17 protein-coding genes and 7 pseudogenes are annotated in these 17,481 nt (G+C 59.2%); 14 read left to right on the forward strand and 10 right to left on the reverse strand.

Annotated features, from left to right (window positions below; all coding sequences use genetic code 11):
- Positions 1–218: 218 nt before the first annotated feature.
- Positions 219–386: a hypothetical protein gene (locus FQU85_RS13170; protein WP_168219894.1), complete on the forward strand. Its 168-nt coding sequence runs from the start codon at positions 219–221 to the stop codon at positions 384–386.
- Between the two features lie 310 nt (positions 387–696).
- On the opposite strand, the pseudogene FQU85_RS13530 reads toward FQU85_RS13170, so the two are convergent.
- Positions 697–885: pseudogene (locus FQU85_RS13530) on the reverse strand (DUF955 domain-containing protein); the annotation flags it as partial.
- Positions 868–1,120 (reverse strand): annotated as a pseudogene (locus FQU85_RS13455) (MarR family transcriptional regulator); the annotation flags it as partial. The pseudogenes FQU85_RS13530 and FQU85_RS13455, both read right to left, overlap by 18 nt.
- 286 nt (positions 1,121–1,406) lie before the next feature.
- Between FQU85_RS13455 and FQU85_RS00010 the strand changes: the two are divergent.
- From FQU85_RS00010 to FQU85_RS00015, 3 genes are all read left to right on the forward strand, one after another.
- Entirely contained in the window at positions 1,407–1,943 is a 537-nt protein-coding gene (locus FQU85_RS00010; RefSeq protein WP_145842514.1) for a hypothetical protein, read from the forward strand.
- A gap of 131 nt (positions 1,944–2,074) precedes the next feature.
- Positions 2,075–2,230, forward strand: a complete 156-nt coding sequence (locus FQU85_RS13175; protein ID WP_168219895.1) for a hypothetical protein — start codon at positions 2,075–2,077, stop codon at positions 2,228–2,230.
- Positions 2,231–2,414: 184 nt separating this feature from the next.
- Positions 2,415–4,913: a M48 family metalloprotease gene (locus tag FQU85_RS00015; protein ID WP_145842524.1), complete on the forward strand. Its 2,499-nt coding sequence runs from the start codon at positions 2,415–2,417 to the stop codon at positions 4,911–4,913.
- Here the strand turns inward: FQU85_RS00015 and FQU85_RS00020 are convergent.
- On the reverse strand, positions 4,910–5,473 hold the full coding sequence (locus FQU85_RS00020) for a hypothetical protein (protein ID WP_145842534.1): 564 nt from the start codon (positions 5,471–5,473) through the stop codon (positions 4,910–4,912). The genes FQU85_RS00015 and FQU85_RS00020 overlap by 4 nt on opposite strands.
- 224 nt (positions 5,474–5,697) lie before the next feature.
- Between FQU85_RS00020 and FQU85_RS00025 the strand changes: the two genes are divergently transcribed.
- The 4 genes and pseudogenes from FQU85_RS00025 to FQU85_RS00040 all read left to right on the forward strand — a co-directional run.
- Positions 5,698–6,072, forward strand: a complete 375-nt coding sequence (locus FQU85_RS00025) for a hypothetical protein (RefSeq protein WP_145842545.1) — start codon at positions 5,698–5,700, stop codon at positions 6,070–6,072.
- Positions 6,072–6,782: a hypothetical protein gene (locus tag FQU85_RS00030; protein WP_145842556.1), complete on the forward strand. Its 711-nt coding sequence runs from the start codon at positions 6,072–6,074 to the stop codon at positions 6,780–6,782. The genes FQU85_RS00025 and FQU85_RS00030 overlap by 1 nt, the downstream gene beginning before the upstream one ends.
- Before the next feature lie 69 nt (positions 6,783–6,851).
- Positions 6,852–8,042 (forward strand): 26S protease regulatory subunit, encoded by a 1,191-nt coding sequence (locus tag FQU85_RS00035; RefSeq protein WP_145842567.1) that lies wholly within the window; start codon positions 6,852–6,854, stop codon positions 8,040–8,042.
- Positions 8,043–8,230: 188 nt separating this feature from the next.
- A pseudogene (locus tag FQU85_RS00040) lies at positions 8,231–8,326 on the forward strand (transcriptional regulator TrmB); the annotation flags it as partial.
- On the opposite strand, the pseudogene FQU85_RS13535 reads toward FQU85_RS00040, so the two are convergent.
- From FQU85_RS13535 to FQU85_RS13545, 6 genes and pseudogenes are all read right to left on the reverse strand, one after another.
- Positions 8,322–8,513 (reverse strand): annotated as a pseudogene (locus FQU85_RS13535) (hypothetical protein); the annotation flags it as partial. The pseudogenes FQU85_RS00040 and FQU85_RS13535 overlap by 5 nt on opposite strands.
- Before the next feature lie 33 nt (positions 8,514–8,546).
- A pseudogene (locus FQU85_RS13540) lies at positions 8,547–8,660 on the reverse strand (DUF955 domain-containing protein); the annotation flags it as partial.
- A gap of 126 nt (positions 8,661–8,786) precedes the next feature.
- Complete coding sequence (locus FQU85_RS00055; protein WP_145842578.1) at positions 8,787–9,875, reverse strand: putative sulfate/molybdate transporter; 1,089 nt, start codon at positions 9,873–9,875, stop codon at positions 8,787–8,789.
- Between the two features lie 140 nt (positions 9,876–10,015).
- Positions 10,016–10,505: pseudogene (locus tag FQU85_RS00060) on the reverse strand (transposase); the annotation flags it as partial.
- The gene (locus FQU85_RS00065) at positions 10,427–10,696 is read right to left on the reverse strand and encodes a hypothetical protein (protein WP_240792392.1); all 270 of its coding nucleotides are present in this window, start codon (positions 10,694–10,696) and stop codon (positions 10,427–10,429) included. The pseudogene FQU85_RS00060 and the gene FQU85_RS00065, both read right to left, overlap by 79 nt.
- A gap of 19 nt (positions 10,697–10,715) precedes the next feature.
- A pseudogene (locus tag FQU85_RS13545) lies at positions 10,716–10,961 on the reverse strand (hypothetical protein); the annotation flags it as partial.
- A gap of 44 nt (positions 10,962–11,005) precedes the next feature.
- On the opposite strand from FQU85_RS13545, the gene FQU85_RS00070 reads away from it, so the two are divergent.
- From FQU85_RS00070 to FQU85_RS00095, 6 genes are all read left to right on the forward strand, one after another.
- Positions 11,006–11,587: a flavodoxin domain-containing protein gene (locus FQU85_RS00070; protein WP_145842587.1), complete on the forward strand. Its 582-nt coding sequence runs from the start codon at positions 11,006–11,008 to the stop codon at positions 11,585–11,587.
- Positions 11,584–12,450 carry a hypothetical protein gene (locus FQU85_RS00075; RefSeq protein WP_145842596.1) on the forward strand — a complete coding sequence of 289 codons (867 nt, stop codon included), beginning with the start codon at positions 11,584–11,586 and terminating at the stop codon, positions 12,448–12,450. The genes FQU85_RS00070 and FQU85_RS00075 overlap by 4 nt, the downstream gene beginning before the upstream one ends.
- Before the next feature lie 335 nt (positions 12,451–12,785).
- On the forward strand, positions 12,786–13,595 hold the full coding sequence (locus tag FQU85_RS00080; RefSeq protein ID WP_145842607.1) for a CPBP family intramembrane glutamic endopeptidase: 810 nt from the start codon (positions 12,786–12,788) through the stop codon (positions 13,593–13,595).
- Positions 13,596–13,659: 64 nt separating this feature from the next.
- Positions 13,660–14,967, forward strand: a complete 1,308-nt coding sequence (locus tag FQU85_RS00085; RefSeq protein ID WP_145842616.1) for an MFS transporter — start codon at positions 13,660–13,662, stop codon at positions 14,965–14,967.
- Positions 14,964–15,836, forward strand: coding sequence for a polymer-forming cytoskeletal protein (locus FQU85_RS13735; RefSeq protein ID WP_145842623.1), 873 nt, complete (start codon positions 14,964–14,966; stop codon positions 15,834–15,836). Before FQU85_RS00085 ends, FQU85_RS13735 begins: the two co-directional genes overlap by 4 nt.
- 55 nt (positions 15,837–15,891) lie before the next feature.
- Complete coding sequence (locus FQU85_RS00095) at positions 15,892–16,050, forward strand: DUF2071 domain-containing protein (protein ID WP_370516748.1); 159 nt, start codon at positions 15,892–15,894, stop codon at positions 16,048–16,050.
- Positions 16,051–16,490: 440 nt separating this feature from the next.
- On the opposite strand, the gene FQU85_RS00100 is transcribed toward FQU85_RS00095, so the two are convergent.
- Positions 16,491–17,090: a helix-turn-helix domain-containing protein gene (locus FQU85_RS00100; protein ID WP_168219896.1), complete on the reverse strand. Its 600-nt coding sequence runs from the start codon at positions 17,088–17,090 to the stop codon at positions 16,491–16,493.
- Positions 17,091–17,481 lie beyond the last annotated feature (391 nt).

A 17,481-nucleotide genomic window follows, 5' to 3' on the forward strand; every position in this document is an offset into this window, starting at 1 on the left:
ACAGGAGTTCCGTCTTCCTCAATATAGCTACCAGTCCCATCTTTGATCCGGATCTTGCCTTCGACAAATCTGGCCTTGTTGAAATCCTCAACTAGTGATAGGTTTCAGAAGTCGTGCTGAATACAGAGCGTGTATTGCTCAGTCGCCGACACATCCCTCTTTTCGGATGATGGGATTCCGCAGTAGATTTTTTCAGCCAGGCTTGGTAACGGCCTCATATGGAGGTACCAGTAAACCGACTTGGAGTACTCGGTATCCTCGGAGTTATCGGCGTATGGGCCAATGAACCTGCGCTCTATGCGCTGTTCGCGCTGTTCGCACTGTTCGCCAGTAACCAGACAATCACACTCCCACCCGGAGGCGAACGTTCCTCCGAAGAGATCTAATTTTCGCTCATCAAATATGAAACAGAGGTTTCCTGTACTGACTCGGAAGTGACCAGCGAATCTCGGTCTCGCGTTGCTCACTACTGGCTGTGCAGTGACCGGCGAAATAGAACCACTCTCAAGAGATTTTCATAATTGTCGTGCAAGACTTACGCTCTGTATTCAGCACGACTTCTGAAACCTATCACTAGTTGAGGATTTCAACAAGCCGGTTCAGTCATTATTCGACGGAGATCTGAATGCGCCTCCGCCCCTCGGCGGGCGCAAAAAACTTAACCAATAGAGTGGACGGGATCGATCACTCTGTTGGTTAACTGAGTGAGGACGAGGATTCGATCTCGAGCACGTCGATGAGCTCTTCTGCTGTGGAACTGATCCGTCCGAGGCGCTCGCGAACGACCTCGGGATCGTCCGACTCCCACACAGCGAGGTAGAACGCCGACCCGCTGGTGTCCAACCCACAGTAGCGCCCGACGACGTTCGCGACGGCTTCGGCCTCACCGAGTGCCCAGTAGTTGTCCCTTGTGTCGGACGAGCCCTCGGTCTTCGGGGCGTGAAAGGACGACGCTGATGCTCCCCGCTTTGACGTCAGTTGCGTCGCGAATCTCGCTCTGCGTGAACGCCTGGTCGGGATGCGCAGCGAGGAATCGCATCACGCGGTCTGCGTTCGTCTCTCCGGAGTGCTGGAGGCGGCCCTCGGGGGAGGATTCGAAGGTCTCGATGTCGATGGGCATATGTATTTCTTTCTCGGCGAGTGTATTAGATGTATTGACGTATTTCAACGTGATGGTGCCTGCGGCCATCGGGTGAGAAGCCAACTACTGCTTGACAAGATGCTCTTTAAGGTCGCGCGTCCAGTACGTCGCGAGCCCGTCCGGACTACAGCGAGTGCAGAGCTGCAACGCGCCTTCCAGATACCCCAGTTCGACCCCGTTACTGAGGATTCCCCCTCATCCTGCTTATTGCCACTCACTGGAAACCTACCCCAAGACCCGCGAACACACCACGTAAAACACGACTATGCCCTCTACACACCGCAGCGACGGCGGCCACACAGTCTACCACCAACTCCTTAGCACCATCATCGACAGCAGTTTCTGGTACTATCCGCATCCCCAGAATTTAGACGACCGAATCACGACTGCCATCACAACCGGTGACCCCGCGATCCGCCTCATGCATCCTACCACCTCTGCAACCCTTGAAGTAGAATACACCCCCACCACCGACACCTTCGCGACACTCGCGCTGAACGCCGCCCTTGACCCGACACTCGAATCCAAGGACGCCTACTTCGCCGGGTCTCTCGCCCTCACGCACAAACTTATCGGCGCCTCCCACCAAACACCCCACCTCACACCCCACGCCGATCCCATCTACGTACTCACCGCCCCCCTCTCCCCACAAACAACCACCGACGAACTCACCCGGATCCTCTCCGCAATCACAACCACCAGCCATGCGATCGACGCCCTCCACACCAACATCTGCAGCCCCCTCAAACAGTACGTCCACCCTGTCTGCACATCCATCCCACCCAAACCACGCGACACCTAACCACTGGTATCCGCAAAGACCCGGCGGGAATCAGTCACACACCGTTTTCTCCCGAACCTCCGGGTGTTGCCAGTGACTGGCAACTCTACACTGGATTCACTCATTACCCTGTGCAATCAACAGTTGCAGTCATGACCCAGCAAAACTGGAATTGGGAAGACATCGAAACGATCGGTCGGGGACTCCCCGACTACAACGAACAACTCGTCCAGGATCCCGCGATGCTCGACGACCCCATGATCGAGGACGCGGGCTACGACGACGACTCCCTCCTGGACGACTACTAACCCCTCGCTTTTTCACACCCCAAAGGGCCACTTTCTGATGGGCGCGGTGTTCTTTATGGACTCTTAGCCGTACAGAACGTCAACTAACGGCCAACTATACGCCTCGCCACAACAAAAACCGTCGTGGGGAGAAATGAGTTCGTGTCCCCTACATCTTTGTAGGATAGCCTGAAAGGCCTCAATCATGCCGTCACGGTATTACGGGGGAGAAACGACCAAAGAACTCCCCGTTAGTCAAGACGATGCCCGTGACAGACTCACTCGCGAAATCACGCTCACTGACATCACGACTGACGACGATTCTACGACCGGGACGTACACCGTTGGTCCGCTCACATTCTTCTACGACTGGACGCTTGAACCAGCTTCCGACGGAACCCTGGTTCGTGAACGCTGGCAGTTCAACACTTGGACGCTCCTTGGATTCTGCAGCCTCTTCCTCCTCCCACTCATACTCGGCCTGCTCTTTCTGACCCTGACAACAGTCGGAATATACACTCCTTCCTCAGCCCTCTCCCCTGGGAGGATTCAGGGCACTTCCCCGACGGGCCTTCCCATCATCGCGTATTATGCGGGTGGCGCGGTCTGTTTCGCACTCATCACCGTCGTCTTCCTCTTTTTCTACCGGGTTAGCAACGCGCCCTCCCCCATCACCAACCTAAAACACGAAGACGCAGACACACCGCGAACCACCGCCTCCACCGCCACCGGCATCAGCATCCTTCTCGCAGCCATCTACGCCCCACTCACAACCCCCTTCATCATCCTCGCCACACTCGAGGGCCCAAGCATCATATTCGAGTACGGGACACTCCTCGGCACACTCTACATTCTCTCCAGTCTTGCTGCCCTCGCCCTCCTCCTCTTCCTCGCCAGAACAAACGCGCTCCACCGTCTGGAATTCACGCACAATCACCTCGACCTCTTCTTCGACACCGACGCTGAACGCGACGATCTCGTCACTCCCTACCGATCCGTCGACGCCACCTACACAGTTACCGACACCAACGACCTTCTCACCCGCGTCGCTGACGCAGCAGACTCACTCGACCTCAACATCGAACCCTCCCCAACCATCGACGAAGACAACCGCATACTCGGTGAAGGCGTACTCTCCCGATTCGGACTTCGCGCACGCTACGAATGGCGCGCCGAACCAATCGGCTGGTCGGCTGGCGACGTCCGCCAATTCACCGTCAGCGAAACCGTCTATATCGCCCGCGACTACCGCTATTTCTTCTGGCTATTCGGGATGCTCGGCGCTTACACACTCCTTCTCTACACGGGTAGCATCCCCGGTCTCAGCTCGTTCGCCGTGCTCTTCGCGCCCAGTCTGTTACTCCCTCTCCTCGCACTCGCACTCTTCGCTCCACTCCCCGCACTCATCTTCCCCCGCGGACTTGACGAGACAGACACCCATCTCACCATCGCCGAATCGCGCTTTCTCCCCGCCCCACTCCTCACCATCCTCTACGGACTGTTAACCCTCGGGCTCGCCGCCGTCTACCTCAACACCCACTACGTCGTAAACGCGCTCGCAATCCTGCTTGTCGTAGCGAGCCTCATCGCAGCCACCTACTACGAGACACTGACATCCTGGTTCGTCAGTGGGATTCCGAGCCTCCAACTCCCCGCAACAATTGAAATCCACGCAACAATCGGTATCGTATCGGCGATGCCCGCCATGTTCCTCCTCGCTGGATTCTTCAATTCTGACCCTGCTGCATACCGTCTTGCCGGCGTGCTCTCCCTCGCAGTCACGTGCGTTGCAGCGTACACGTGTCGGCGTGAGCGGCACCTCGCCATGTCCCGCTTCCGGGACACACTCACAGACCCCCCAACATCCCCTGTCTTCCGCGCAGGCGTCTACCTCTTAAGCATCACCGTCGCGGCACTGGGAATCGGCTTACCATTGCTCGCGGCACGCTACGTCTCACAACGACCGGGCGTCAACCTCCCCACCACGCTTCTCGTCGCATCCGGCGCCCTCTACCTCCTCGCCGGCCTTCTCTACCAAGTCACCTCCGGGATCTGGGGGATCACAACGCTCTTCACCGTCAGCCGCCCCACCACACCCGACGCAATCGATCTTCCCGCTGATGTCGCGGACGCACAACTCCGGCTGTATCCCGGCAATGTGAACGCGTTCTTCGCAACATCCACGGGCCGCACCGGCTATATCTTCATCCCAGAAATCGCAGTCGAAGAACTCCCTGCCGACCAACTGGCCGCGCTCATTGCCCACGAAGACGCACACGCGTCCAAGTATACGGACGGCTGGCTCAGCTTCTACGCCCCCCTCCTCGCCAGTCTCTGCCTCGTCGGCCGGAACGTCCTCTTCACAGCTCTGAACTACTCCGGCCGAGAACTGCGTGCCGACCGCTACGCAGCTACCAAAACAAGCCCCGACACATTCACCACCGCCTTTCAGAAAATCCGCCAGCTCCGGCTGAATGACCGCCTTTCTGATGACGCCCGTGCGGAGCGCGAACGAAATACTCGCCGTGCAGCGGCCGCACTCACTCCACTTCTCCCAGACACAACTTCCCCACCCTCCGTTGGTTCGTGGTTCGAACTCCTCTACGGCGACTACCACATGGGAAAAGCACATCCAGCACCCGACGAACGCCTCACCCGCCTCCAAGAAGACGATACCAGTGGGGATGATGACCTGAGTCGTTAGCTGTCCAACCGCGGCACTGGGTACGCGTCGTCGAACTCTTCGCCGTTTGAACTCATGATGTGTTCGAGTTGGCTTCGACGAATCAAGTAACACGACTTCGTCGCTGTCGGTGTGTCCTCAAGGAACTCTTCTGCAGTGACGAAATGCTTGACTTCTCCCGGTTCAACACGTGCGCGCTCGGGAACGTGATCGGAGACTGCGGCGTTTCCACCAGCAGACTCCGCAAAGAACATGGAGGGGATTGTCATCCGATAGCCGTCTTCTGGCCCCCGTGAGACGATCTCCCGTTGCGTTTTGAACCGGTCATCTTGCGCCACACCGTCTTGAACGACTGGTGGGTCATTCGTCAACTCGGAATCAGAGAGAATCAACCACCCCTTCTCACCATCAAAACTCCAGTGCCCCGTCACCTTCTCATCCGACGTCTCCAGATCGGCCGGCGGCTGGTCAAGAATCCCCAGCTCGAACACTCGTTGCGGGATCACGATCCGACCGACATTATCCCGCGTCACCGTATTCTTCCCGAGGTACTTCCACGTCCGCGTCGTGCCCCAACTCATCCCTTGAGTTACTCCCACCAACCCCCATCAATATTGGGGGGCTTGCCACACCCGGGTATCGATTCCACCTGATGGCAACTCCACGGCGGATGCTTTTCACTCCCCCCGATAGGTCAAAACGCGATGTGCGACCCACTCACTCCCCACGACCGTGCCACCCCCCTCACGAACAGCACACCCAGCCCGACCCCGAACACCCCCGAGTAAACCACGCTCCCAACACAATGCCCGACACCCTCACCCTCACGATCGCTGCCGCGCTCATCAACCTCCTCGCCGGCGCCGCACTCGTCTGGATCGCCTACAGCGGCCTGGAACGCTCGCCCACGCGCGCCATCATCACCACCAGCGTCTTCGCAGCTGCTATCATCACCGGCAACTGGTTCACCGGCAACGCCATCACCTTCCAGACCTGGACGCAATTCGAAGTCACCACCATCGCCGCGATTATCGGCGCCGCAACCGGGATCAGCGCGGCCCTCCTCACGTGGGAACCCGCACCCGCTCCGAGCACTCCGCCGGTTGAAGCCGAACAGGCCGCACTGGACGACATGATGCAGAACCGGCACAAAATCCAGGATGCCGGAGGTGACGACTAATGCCACAGCGTCGCGCCTGGGTCGGCACGCTGATCCGGCGTCTCAAACGCTCCGGGAACCCCGAAGCAAAACTCGACGAAATGGTAGAACCCAACGCTGACGTCCTCGGCCTCGGCGTCTCCACAACCGAGCTCACCAACGCGGTCACCGCAATGCGGGACGACCTCCGGTCGCTCAGCCGGGACATCCGCAAGCACCTCGAGCGCTACCAAGAGTACTTGCAGGCCGCCGAACAGACCGACGGCATCGACGCAACGGACTACAAAATGGACGCCCAGGCCGAACTGGAGGACGCCCAAGAAAAACGCACTGAGTACGACGCCCTCGCCAAGAAATACCAGGTGCTTCGGCGCGCCCTGAAGAAATGGGAGCGCGTTCAGCGCCGGAAACAGCGCCAGCGCGAATACGAAGTCGACCTCACCCAGATCGACATCGATGCAGCCCGCCGTAAAATCGAGGAACTCGAAGAGGAAGGCCAGATAGAGCAGCAAAACGCCGACCGGCTCCGCCGCCAGCTCGACATGCTCGGCACCACCGCCGAACCCGATCTCGGCGACGTGAACAAAGACCTCGCAGAACTCGAGAAAGACCGCCTCTCCAGCAAACGCGACGACGACTGGGATCTCGACACCGTCAGTGACACCGACGACACCACTGACATCGAAGATACGTCCGACCCGCTGACCATGGAAGACCTCCAAGACCTCTAACGACCCCCACTTCCCTACCACTCCCTCCTCGAGTACAGCACGCTCACCACTTTCTTTCCGTAGCAAATCATGTCCACTGACACCCAGAACACCAACACGAACCCCGCGGACGATGACGGGTCGCTCGCAGACACCGCGACCACAATCGAAACCCAGATCGACCAAATTGAGGATGTCGAACAGAGCTCGGATCTCGAGGCAACGATCCAGTTCTACGAATCCCTGAAACAAAACCTCATCACGATCAAAGACACGGAGGTCGCCACCCCGCACACGGACTCCCGACTCGAATACGTCCGCGACCGCCTAGACGACCTCTACGACGTTCGTGAAACCGCGCTCAACACCGATACCGACACGGAGGACGACTCCGAGCCATCCAACTCGGACGAGAGCTCCGAGAATGACCCGAGCCCCCAAACCAACTCAAACACCACGGACGACTCCGCGGACAGTGACACGTCCGGGACGTTCGCGCCGGAAACACCCGAGATAGATTTCTCCGATTACATCGGCCGCGACGACCTCAAAGAGGATCTTCAGGCACGTGTCCTTGGTCCCTACCGAGACGCCGACCGCATCGAAGAACTTGGCCTTGAGACAACGTCCGGCGTGTTGCTTTACGGCCCGCCGGGAACCGGAAAGAGCTACGTCGCCCGCGCCCTCGGCGGCGAGGGAGATCTCTCTTACATCGAAGTCAAGATTCCCGACATCAAGGATCGGTACGTCGGCGGCTCAGAAGAAAACATCCAGGAACTCTTCGCTACCGCACGGGAACACGCTCCCTGTATTATCTGCATGGATGAAGTCGACGCTCTCGCTACCAGCCGCGGCGCCGACAACAACTCCACCGGCAAAGACGACATGATCAACACATTCCTTGATGAATTTGAGAAATCCCCCCGCGGCGTCCTCGTGATCGGCACTACCAATCGCCGTGACCGCGTTGATGAAGCGTTCGAGCGCGGTGACCGCTTCGAAACCTCGTTCGAAGTCGGGCTCCCCGAACGCGACGATCGAATCAAACTCCTCAAACACTTCCTCACAACGCCAGTCGATCGTCCACGGAATCCTGGTCTCCGGATCGACATCCTCGCGAACAAAACAGACGGATACAGTACGAGCAATATCGAACAGCTCGTTAATGAAGCCGCCTGGGATGTCTATCTCAACGACCAGGATCGGCTCTCGATGGAGAACTTTGAGGCTGCGTTTGACGCTATCAGTCCCGTTGAGTATTCGAGACCGGGCCGAGACTGATCGACCTTGGGTCTAAGGTATGTTTTGTCCCAACTACTTAGATCAATACGTAATATCCCCGATTAAATGACTGGGGGGTTATAGGTTCGGCCGGTAGTCTAACCAGATGGACGCTCTCCCGAAATCGCGGTCACTCCGGTTAGTTGAGCAAGTGATACACTTAGCTCGGCGAGTCGACGTTTGGGGAACTCCGAGAGGAGGCGTCGACGTATGGCCTCGAAGACGAAATCGACGCCTTGCTGCGCTACCTCGAGACGCACGGCGAAGTCGACGACGAGCGACTTCGTACCGGTTCCCGGACGCAGACTGTACCTCGTAGCGGCCCCCTTTCGAGAGGAGCGAGACGTCCCTCGCTTCGGCCACAGCATGCTTCGTGCGGGGCTCAAGATCGTCCTCCGACTGTGCGTTCTCGTCGACGACCAGCCAGTCGCGAACGTCGCCCGTTCGGCCACTATCCGGCGCGACAGCTTGGACCTCGACTTCGCGTTTCGCCCGCTCGGTATCGTCGTCGACGCCGGCGACGAGGTCGTCGATCCACTGTTCGATAGTGCTGTGCATCTCGTCGGATCGCGTGTCGGTCGCCTCGAAGGAGACCGACGAATCACTGGTCGTAGCCATTGTGTTCACTGAATCAAGGTTACGGCGACTGCGTCTGTGCAGACCGCGCCGCGCCCCTCAGGGGCGTTCAAAAAAAACATCGCAGAGTTCGAGCGAACGGCAACCGTTGCCGGTCGAGAACTGTCGCTACCGGAACCGTTGGAGACCCAGGTATCCGACCGCTCCTACGACGAAGGCGACCCCGACGTTGGTCACGAGACCGATGACACCGACTCCAATCGTAACTGCCAGCTGATCCGATTTGAGTCCTGTTCGCCCGAGTTCGACGGCGATCAGGGCGAGGATCACGCCGAGCATCGACAGGGGGAACGCGGCAACGATCCCGACGGCGACCACGGCGGCGATCGCATAGATCGCCCCCAGAATGAGATTCGACCCTGCGGTGCGTGCGCCGAAGGCGTACTTTCCAGCGACGCCGCCGCTTCCATGACACATCGGCATCGCCCCGAGCGGAATCGCAACGAGATTCATCACGCCCATACTGGATGCGAGTTCGTCAGCTGAAACGTCTGCATCGTAGAAATCGGAGAGGAGCAATGAGGTCGCGACGGCCGCGTTCCCAACCGTCATTGCGAGCTGTGCGAGCGTCCCTTCTACGGCTGTGATCGAAACTGCTTGGACATCTGGAAGGCCGATTGCAATGGTCGGATAGACTGGTGCAGGGAGCCCTGTCTGCGCGACGGTGATACCAACACCGACGCAGAGGACAACGAGTGCGCTCGCACGAGGATACCCGGCGAGAATGACGACACCGGCGATGGCGACGGCGACGAGGGCGAGCGGAATACTGTTGAGACCGAGTTGAACGCCTGTCTCGAGGAGGATGAGCGCGACCGCGACCTGGACACCGCGAATCACGGGCTGGCCGATGTACTGGGTGAGCCGGCCGAGCGTTCCGGTCGATCCGACGACGAGCAGAATTCCGCCAGCGAGAAGACCGGCAACTGCAAGTTCGCCGGCAGTAAGCGATCCGGCGATCACCAGCGCAGCGAGAGCCTTCATCGGTTCAACGGACATCGGCAGGCCGTAGTGGAGTCCCCACACGACCTGGAATACCGCGAACCCGAGGAGAAGATGGGTGAGTGAGAGATCGGTCAGCGCACCGATAGCGACAACGATCGGGAACACAGTAACTGAATCCCCTAACGCGCCAGTAAACTCACTGACCGAAAAATCGATAGCGGGTGTCTGTTCGTAATCGCTCGAATGAGCCACTATGAGGTGGTGCGGCCTCGATAGTCATGAATCCACGCAGTAACGAGATTCGATACCCCGTCTCTCTCCGATAACCAAAACCAATTACGTTCCCGGTTTGCTCTCTCCGGCTGTGTTGACTCGCTGTAAGGCGTACAGACTCACTGTTTCACGGAGCGTTTGATGTTGTAGACGACACACATCAGCGGGAGTTCTCGAAACTCGCGAACCACGAACGCGCTCGCACGGCGAAGCCGAGGAGCGCTTCACAGCCGAGTTCACGGTCTCGGTCATTGAGCTCTGATTGTAGCGTTCGTCGTCGATTCGGGCGTTGTGTGCGTGGTCGTACGGTGCGAAGATGCGGTGTTTGATCAGCGGGCGAATCCCGAGGTTGCGAAGGAATTCGCGCAACGCTTGCTTGTCATAGCCCTTGTCTGCGGCGAGAGACCGCAGATCGCCCGCATTTCGGCGGGTGATCTGCTCAGCGAGGTCAGCGTCGCTTCCTTCACGGTTCGTTGAGCAGTGAACATCACGGGCGGCTTGAGAGTCTGTATCGGCTAGCTTCGCGACTTTCAGCTTCTGAACGCGGTGACTCGCTCGATTGCAGTAGTGACGGCTCGCAGCAGACTGTTCGTAGTAGGTCGCGTCGATTCCTCGTCGTAGTAGGCGGCAGCGATCTCCTGGGTGAGTGCGTCGTCGTGAGCGGCGTCTTGGAGGTACTCCCGAAGCGCGGTCACGAGGATATCTGTTCGGTCTTCGCCGAGGACTGCGGCCAGGGCGTCGGCCCGGTCGATGAGCCGATCGGGGGCCCGAAACTGCACGCGCTTCTTATCGGTGCCCATGATGTGTACATTGTGAGCCTCAGTCGGCCACGAGATGCTCCTCGAGAGCACGTGTCAGTACGTTGCGATCCCCTCGGGTACAGTGCTCGCACAGTTGCAACGGGTCTTCCAGATGCCCGAGTTCCACGCAGAACCGAGTGAGTCGGGCGGGATCGGAGATCTCACTGGAAGCCGGCGCGGTGCGCCGGCGACGCTGCAAGCGCGTCGACGAGTACCCGTCGCAGGCGTAGTGATCGCGCTCGTCGGGATCCGGCCCCGACTGAATTTATCTACTGGCAGAGCGAACGTGGCGACAGAGGTGTGAAAGATATGAGTTCAGTTCTGATCCTCTACGGGACGGGTGAAGGCCAAACAGCGAAGATCGCAGAGCGGATCGCGACCACGATTAGCGAGCGAGGTCATGAAACAAACGCGGTCGACGTACAGGACCGACCAGAACCGTTCCTTTTGGACGAGTATGATGCCGTACTCGTGGGCGCGTCGATCCACGTCGGCAAACAGCAGGATGCGGTTCGCGACTTCGTCACCGAGAATCGAGACACTCTGGCAGGGATGCCGTCCGCCTTCTTCCAGGTCTCGCTGTCCTCAGCGAGTGCGGAGAAGCAGGGAGAAGCTGCCGGATACGTCGAATCATTCATCACGGAAACCGGGTGGCATCCAGACCGAATCGGGCAGTTCGGTGGCGCGCTTCGGTTTTCAGAGTATGGATTCCTCAAGCGTCTCATGATGAAACAGATCGCAAAGGATCTGCTTAACGATGTGGAGAGGACAAACGGTGACGTTGAATTCACCGACTGGGATGCAGTCGACGCATTTGCAGCGGATGTCGCGGCATTCGTCGAAGGCCGTCTCGGTGTCACTCCGGACAGTACGGAAAATCCAGCGACATGACCGCCACACCCACCCCCCAACGACTCCCACGCCCGTATGTGGTGTCGTCGATACTCATTATTGTGCTTTCGGTTATCGCGACCGGTATTGGGCTGTTTGTCCCGGAGTTCTACCGGGACGCTGAGGTCCTACTCCCACAGCTGTACGGACAGGACCTACTAACCCTCCTCGTCGCTGTCCCCACGCTTTCCGTGGCGCTATATTATGCCCACAGCGGATCACTCCGTGGCTATGTCGTCTGGCTTGGAATCACCGGCTATCTCCTGTACACGTACGCCTCGTATGCGTTCCTCACCGCATTCAACGAACTCTATCTCGTCTACGTTGCGCTGTTCGGGCTGACGCTGTTCACGCTCATCGGCGGCATCGTTCGCCTCGACCCAACCGTTCTGAAAGAGGCGTTCAATGATCACCCGGTTCGTGGCTACGTGGCGTTTCAGCTTCTCGTCGCCGGCCTCCTGGCGCTACTGTGGCTTGGCGAAGTCGGTCCGGCGAGTCTCGCGGGAACCAGACCTCCGAGCATCGCCGAGACGACGCTTCCGGTTCCCGTCATCCAATCACTCGATCTCGGCGTTGTCGTTCCATCGTTCGCCCTCTCGGCGGCATTCCTCTGGAAGCAACGAGCGTGGGGATACGTCTTCACCGGCGTCCTCCTCGTGAAGGGGATCACCCTCGGCCTCGCGGTCCTCGCCATGATTGTATTCATGGTTCAGAACGGCCAATCCGTCCCGCTCCCCCAGATCGTGTTGTTCGCTCTTCTGAGTCTCAGTGGCCTCTCCCTTGTGGCCCGTTTCATTCGAACCATCCCCTCTACTGCCTCTACAACCCATCCTCGAACCAGAGATAGTACACAAACAGACTGACCAGGGACTACTCCACGCGGTGACTCCACGCTGCTGGATGCTATCCAGACCCACAATAGTATTATATTTGATATGAGTGTGCTTTTTGTATGGTTTCCTCAAAGCAACTTCTCATTATCGGGGCCGCCCTCCTCGTCGTTCTCGTACCCCTCGCAGCCGTCGGCTTTTTCTTCTTCCCACCGGATTTCGCGTACTCCCATGGCCGCAACTCGATGGCCATCTCCACGCCGGAATGGGGCGATACGACGGTCTATCTCGGTGAGGATCCACAATCCTGGAAGCGGGAACGACGACAGTGACACCACCGTTATCGTTGTCCTGAGGTTTGGCATCGTATGTCCCTAACTGAGCATACCTCCTCCTTCACAAAGCGGTTTGGCGTGATGCTGTTAGCCGGTATGCCTGGAATCCTCGCTCTCAGTGGGTACATCTATCTCACGACACCGCCGACCACCCTCCCACCTGGTCTATCGCTTCCGCTATTCACTGTGTCTGCCGCGGTCAACTCACTTCTTCTGCTCGCCGTTGCGTGTCTAGTCAGGACGTACACTGCTCCGCGAGTAGGGCTGCCATCGTACATTCTCGACTGGGCGAGGACAGGCGACGACGTCTGGCGACGCCTCCGGCCCGAGGTTCGACCTGCCATGGTTCTCGGCGTCATCGGGGGCCTACTGATACTGCTCCTTGATGTCGCGCTGGCGCCGTTCGTCGCTCAGGACGTGCCTCAGTCCGCAATCGGAGCGACCGATAGGACTGTGATGAATGTCCTCGCGTATGCACCCGTCAGATTCCTCTACGGGGGCATCACGGAGGAGCTACTGCTCCGCTACGGCCGCCTGTCAGCGCTCGCATTCATCGGTTGGATACTCACCGGCCGTCAGTCGGGCGGCCTCGGATCGGGAGTCATGTGGACCGCGATCGTAATCTCTGCAGTGCTATTCGGGATCGGCCATCTCCCGGCGCTTGCACAGTCCGTCACCCTAACCCCGGTACTCGTCGCCCGGACGATTCTCCTGAACGCGATTGCAGGCGTCCTCTTCGGGTGGCTGTACTGGCAGCGGAGCCTCGAAGCGGCGATGGTATCCCATGCCGCCTTCCACGTCCCCTTGGTAGCACTCTCGCTCGTCCAAGTCGCGCTGCTCTGACTGTAGATCACTGTGGCACCAATTTATGAGGGGAGCATTCCCACGACATATCAAGAACGTCGGAATGGAGCTGAAAACACACATCCGAGAACAGCGGTGGACGACGGTAGCCGGCTACGGCCTCTTCGTCGCGCTGATGGTCGCCGGCTACTACTATAATATCACGTTCGTCCAACTCGGACTCATCGACCTCGGCACATGCCTCGTCGGACTGTCCGAGACGGCAGTTTCGATGTGGATGGCGGCGCTCGCGCTCTGCACGCTCGTCGTCGCCGTCGCGACCGGTGTGACAATGGACCGCCGCGGGTGGAGCACGGACCTCCGCACGAAGCTCCGGCTCCTGCTCGGCGTTGTCTGCGTCCAGTTCGCGCTCACGCTCGTCGCACCGATGATCCGAACCGTGCCCGCCTTCGGCGCGTGGATTATCATGGCGTCGATCGGGCTCGGGGTCGGCTTCCCGGTCTCGTTCTCGCTCGCGATCGACCTCGTTCCCGTCCCGGACCGGGGCTACGTCGCCGCGGCGATCACGGCCATCGCGTACTTCCTGGCGAACGCGATTCCGCTCTCCTGGTCGGTCGACGTCTTCAGCAATCTGATGGTCGCCGTGATGGCGCCGGGCCTCCTCGTGCTGGCCGTCCTGTCGTTCGTCCGCGTCGATCAACTCGACGCGATACTCGACACCCTCGGGACCCAACACGAGACGTATGGCACCGGACGGTTCTGTCACGAGGAGCCGGTTCGGACGCGAAGTCTGGCCTTCGTCGTCCCAGTCGTCCTGATGTTCGGCGTGTTCTTCATCGACAGCCTCGGGTTCCTCCGCATCATCGACACGCCGTCGCTTCTCCTGAGCTCCTGGCAGTCGCCCGCGCTCTCGACGCGCCTGTTCATCGCCGTCGCACACGTCGTCGGCGCGGTGATGGCCGGCGTTATCTACGCGAACTACTCGCTCTCACGCATCTTCCTCTGGACGTTCGCACTGTTCGCTCTGACGCACGTGATGTACACGTCCGACCTCCGGTTCGCTGCAGTGTTCCCCACAATCGCAAGCGACGGCACGTCCATCCTGAACCCCGCCCTGTACGCGATCGCCGTGAGCTTCTACACGACGCTGAACTTCGCGCTCTGGCCCGACCTCTCGACGCCCGAGACGATCGGCACGCACGCCGCGATCGGTATCGGCGTCGCCGGCTGGCTCGCCACGTTCTCCAGCACCGCGCTCGCGCTCTACTTCCAGGCAGTCGACCTCACACTCCTCTCGCACCTGAACGTCGTGCAGGCACTCTCCCTGCTCCTCCTGTTCGGGCTCGCAGTCGGCCTGTACGCCAGACGGATGGTCGTCCTCGCTCGCGAAAACGGAGGTGCGAGTACATGAGTCCCACGGAGGCCATCCCACTCCTCATCGTCGTCCTCCTCGTGATCTCCATCGGGGGCGGTGACGTCGGAGAAATGTCCGTGACCTTCCAGGGCGACAATACCGTCGACTCACTCCCAGACGTCCACGTCGTCGCCGGCGGGATCACCACAGTCCCTGAAAACGTGACTGTCGACGGTGACATCTACGTGATCGGTGGAACCACGGTCATCGACGGAACAGTCGACGGCGACGTCACGGTTCTCAACGGGAATCTCTCGGTACTCGACGGTGCAACCGTGACCGGGACTCTCCAGACGTATTCGGGCTCCACCGCGGTCAGCGATGACGCGTCAGTCGGGCATATGTCACAGTTCGAAGCCCTCACTCCGTCGAGTTCGCCCGCACAGCGGGTCGGGGGGTTTCTCCTGCAGTTTCTCGTCCTCGGCGCGTTCGGGTGGTGGCTCGTCGAGCGACACCCCCGCCTCCTTGAGAACGTCGGCGCGGCTATCACCGACCACGCCCTCATCAGCGGTGTCGTCGGCAGTCTCGGTGCGACGACGCTCCTCGTCCTCTTCGTCTACATGGCGTTCACGCTCATCCTGCTCCCGGTGGCCATCATCGGTCTCTTTGCCGAGTTCCTGGTCATCCTCTACGGTCAGGTCGTGTTCGGCTACCTCATCGGGACGTACCTGCCAGTCGAGCGCGATGGCGTCGCAACGGTCGCGGGAATCGTCACGTTGCTGCTCGTCCTCGAGCTCCTCGGAGTCATCCCGTACCTCGGCGGGATCGTACAACTGACCGTCGCTGTCGTCGGGTTCGGCGCCGTCCTGAACACGTACTTTGGCCTCCAACGATTCGAGCCTGTCACCATTCCGGAGGGGACGTAACTATGTATTCAAGACCCGACGATCCGAGTCCCCGAATCGAGGTACCCAGACGGTGGTGACCTCGCTTCACATGGGCTGGCGGCACGTCCTGTTCGCGAACTGGCCAGTCGACCCTGGCCTGCTCGACGCGCATCTTCCGTCGACACTCTCGGTCGATACGTACGCCGGCGATGCGTGGCTCTCGACCGTGCCGCTCACCCGATTGATAGGGTAGTGGTCACTGGCGTTCGTACACTCGCAGCCGAGTGAACCGCGAAAGCCATAATCGATGGATTCCTCCAGTGAGCCGGCGAGATAGTTTATAATCCGACTATCTAACCCACATATGTATGTTAAATCTAACTAACAAGGCCGCGATCGTCACGGGGGTTCGACCGGCATCGGGAAGGCAACCCGCAAAGTTCCTCGACGCCCCAACCAGCACCGCGCGCTTTCCCGCCGGCGTTGAGGGCACATGCGTTTTAGCCCGGCAGTCCGCCCGCTACTGCAGGCAGGCAGTCCGGACTGATCGGTCGCGAGCGATGCGGAGGGCGGAACGCGGCGAGCGGTGCGGGCCGTTTGAGAGAGATCTGGGTGGCCGCAGTCGCCACATCTCCAGTGATAGTTCTCGATATGCGGAAAATGAGTCGCTTCTGATGGAACGAAGCCCGAGGGTTAGTTTCTAGAATCTAGAAGCGACCACACACAGACTAGCACGAGCACGATCAAGCCGCCCGTGAAGAACAGGAGGCCTGGCGACATACAGAAGCCGTCCGTACTGAACGGCATCCACCAGGCAGAGGACGGTGCTTGGTCAACTTGATACGGATTTGCCTGGGCCTGTACGAGTCGCTCTACAATACTACTGCCAACCGCCAATACGCCAACCGCGCCAATCAGCCGCGTAAGCGTTTCTCGAAGAGACGACTTCGTATTCTCTTCCCCAGCGAGGACGACGATGGACTCGTTTGTAGGCGCATAGACCTTCATCTCGTTGCCTTGCTCTGAGTACCACGTATCGGCGACCTCTATCAGGTTCGCTTCTTGTAACTTATCTAGATGGTATTTTGCATTCTGGAGTGAGGTATCCACTTCGTCAGCAACTTCAGACGCCGTCCCCGACTGATTGTAGATCGTGGTCAAGACCTGTCGTGTCGTATCCGCTGCGAGAGCCTCAAAAATATCTCCCGCACCCTGGTCGTCGATGTCGACGATCGCTGTCCCGTCGCCGGGTTCCGGACGTGAGGTTGATTGAAATGAGAGGAGACGTTTCACGGGTTCTACGAAAGCCAAAGACCCACGCGTACAATAGTATTGTCAGTGGTAAAACCGCTCTTTTAGCTCTCTCAGGGTCTTTCCTTCCGTAGTCCCTTGTCGCAACTGGATATGCGCCGCAGACAGGCCCTCGCTGCACTTGGCACAAGTATCGTTCCCGTCACAGGGTGTCTCAGTACTGCCCCACCCAGTGATGCAGCCGAGACGACGCCGACGTCGGAGTCATCCACCGGTGAGTTCCCCACCGTTTCGGTTCGCTCCGACTACGAGCAGCCATCGGATGCAACTGTGGTCGTAGACGCGATTCGACAGTTCACCTCAACGCAACCGGCGAAAATCAAAATCTCGTACACGAATACGGCTGCGACTCAGAGAACTGTTGACTTCCAAG

The sequence above is a fragment of the Salarchaeum sp. JOR-1 genome, assembly GCF_007833275.1.
Taxonomy (GTDB): domain Archaea; phylum Halobacteriota; class Halobacteria; order Halobacteriales; family Halobacteriaceae; genus Salarchaeum.

What these genes read in the sequence shown, in the direction of transcription:
- FQU85_RS13170 (WP_168219894.1), top strand. Translation starts at nt 219, where the DNA reads ATGGAGGTACCAGTAAACCGACTTGGAGTACTCGGTATCCTCGGAGTT.
- FQU85_RS00010 (WP_145842514.1), top strand. Translation starts at nt 1,407, where the DNA reads ATGCCCTCTACACACCGCAGCGACGGCGGCCACACAGTCTACCACCAA.
- FQU85_RS13175 (WP_168219895.1), top strand. Translation starts at nt 2,075, where the DNA reads ATGACCCAGCAAAACTGGAATTGGGAAGACATCGAAACGATCGGTCGG.
- FQU85_RS00015 (WP_145842524.1), top strand. Translation starts at nt 2,415, where the DNA reads ATGCCGTCACGGTATTACGGGGGAGAAACGACCAAAGAACTCCCCGTT.
- FQU85_RS00020 (WP_145842534.1), bottom strand. Translation starts at nt 5,473, where the DNA reads ATGAGTTGGGGCACGACGCGGACGTGGAAGTACCTCGGGAAGAATACG.
- FQU85_RS00025 (WP_145842545.1), top strand. Translation starts at nt 5,698, where the DNA reads ATGCCCGACACCCTCACCCTCACGATCGCTGCCGCGCTCATCAACCTC.
- FQU85_RS00030 (WP_145842556.1), top strand. Translation starts at nt 6,072, where the DNA reads ATGCCACAGCGTCGCGCCTGGGTCGGCACGCTGATCCGGCGTCTCAAA.
- FQU85_RS00035 (WP_145842567.1), top strand. Translation starts at nt 6,852, where the DNA reads ATGTCCACTGACACCCAGAACACCAACACGAACCCCGCGGACGATGAC.
- FQU85_RS00065 (WP_240792392.1), bottom strand. Translation starts at nt 10,696, where the DNA reads ATGGGCACCGATAAGAAGCGCGTGCAGTTTCGGGCCCCCGATCGGCTC.
- FQU85_RS00070 (WP_145842587.1), top strand. Translation starts at nt 11,006, where the DNA reads ATGAGTTCAGTTCTGATCCTCTACGGGACGGGTGAAGGCCAAACAGCG.
- FQU85_RS00075 (WP_145842596.1), top strand. Translation starts at nt 11,584, where the DNA reads ATGACCGCCACACCCACCCCCCAACGACTCCCACGCCCGTATGTGGTG.
- FQU85_RS00080 (WP_145842607.1), top strand. Translation starts at nt 12,786, where the DNA reads ATGTCCCTAACTGAGCATACCTCCTCCTTCACAAAGCGGTTTGGCGTG.
- FQU85_RS00085 (WP_145842616.1), top strand. Translation starts at nt 13,660, where the DNA reads ATGGAGCTGAAAACACACATCCGAGAACAGCGGTGGACGACGGTAGCC.
- FQU85_RS13735 (WP_145842623.1), top strand. Translation starts at nt 14,964, where the DNA reads ATGAGTCCCACGGAGGCCATCCCACTCCTCATCGTCGTCCTCCTCGTG.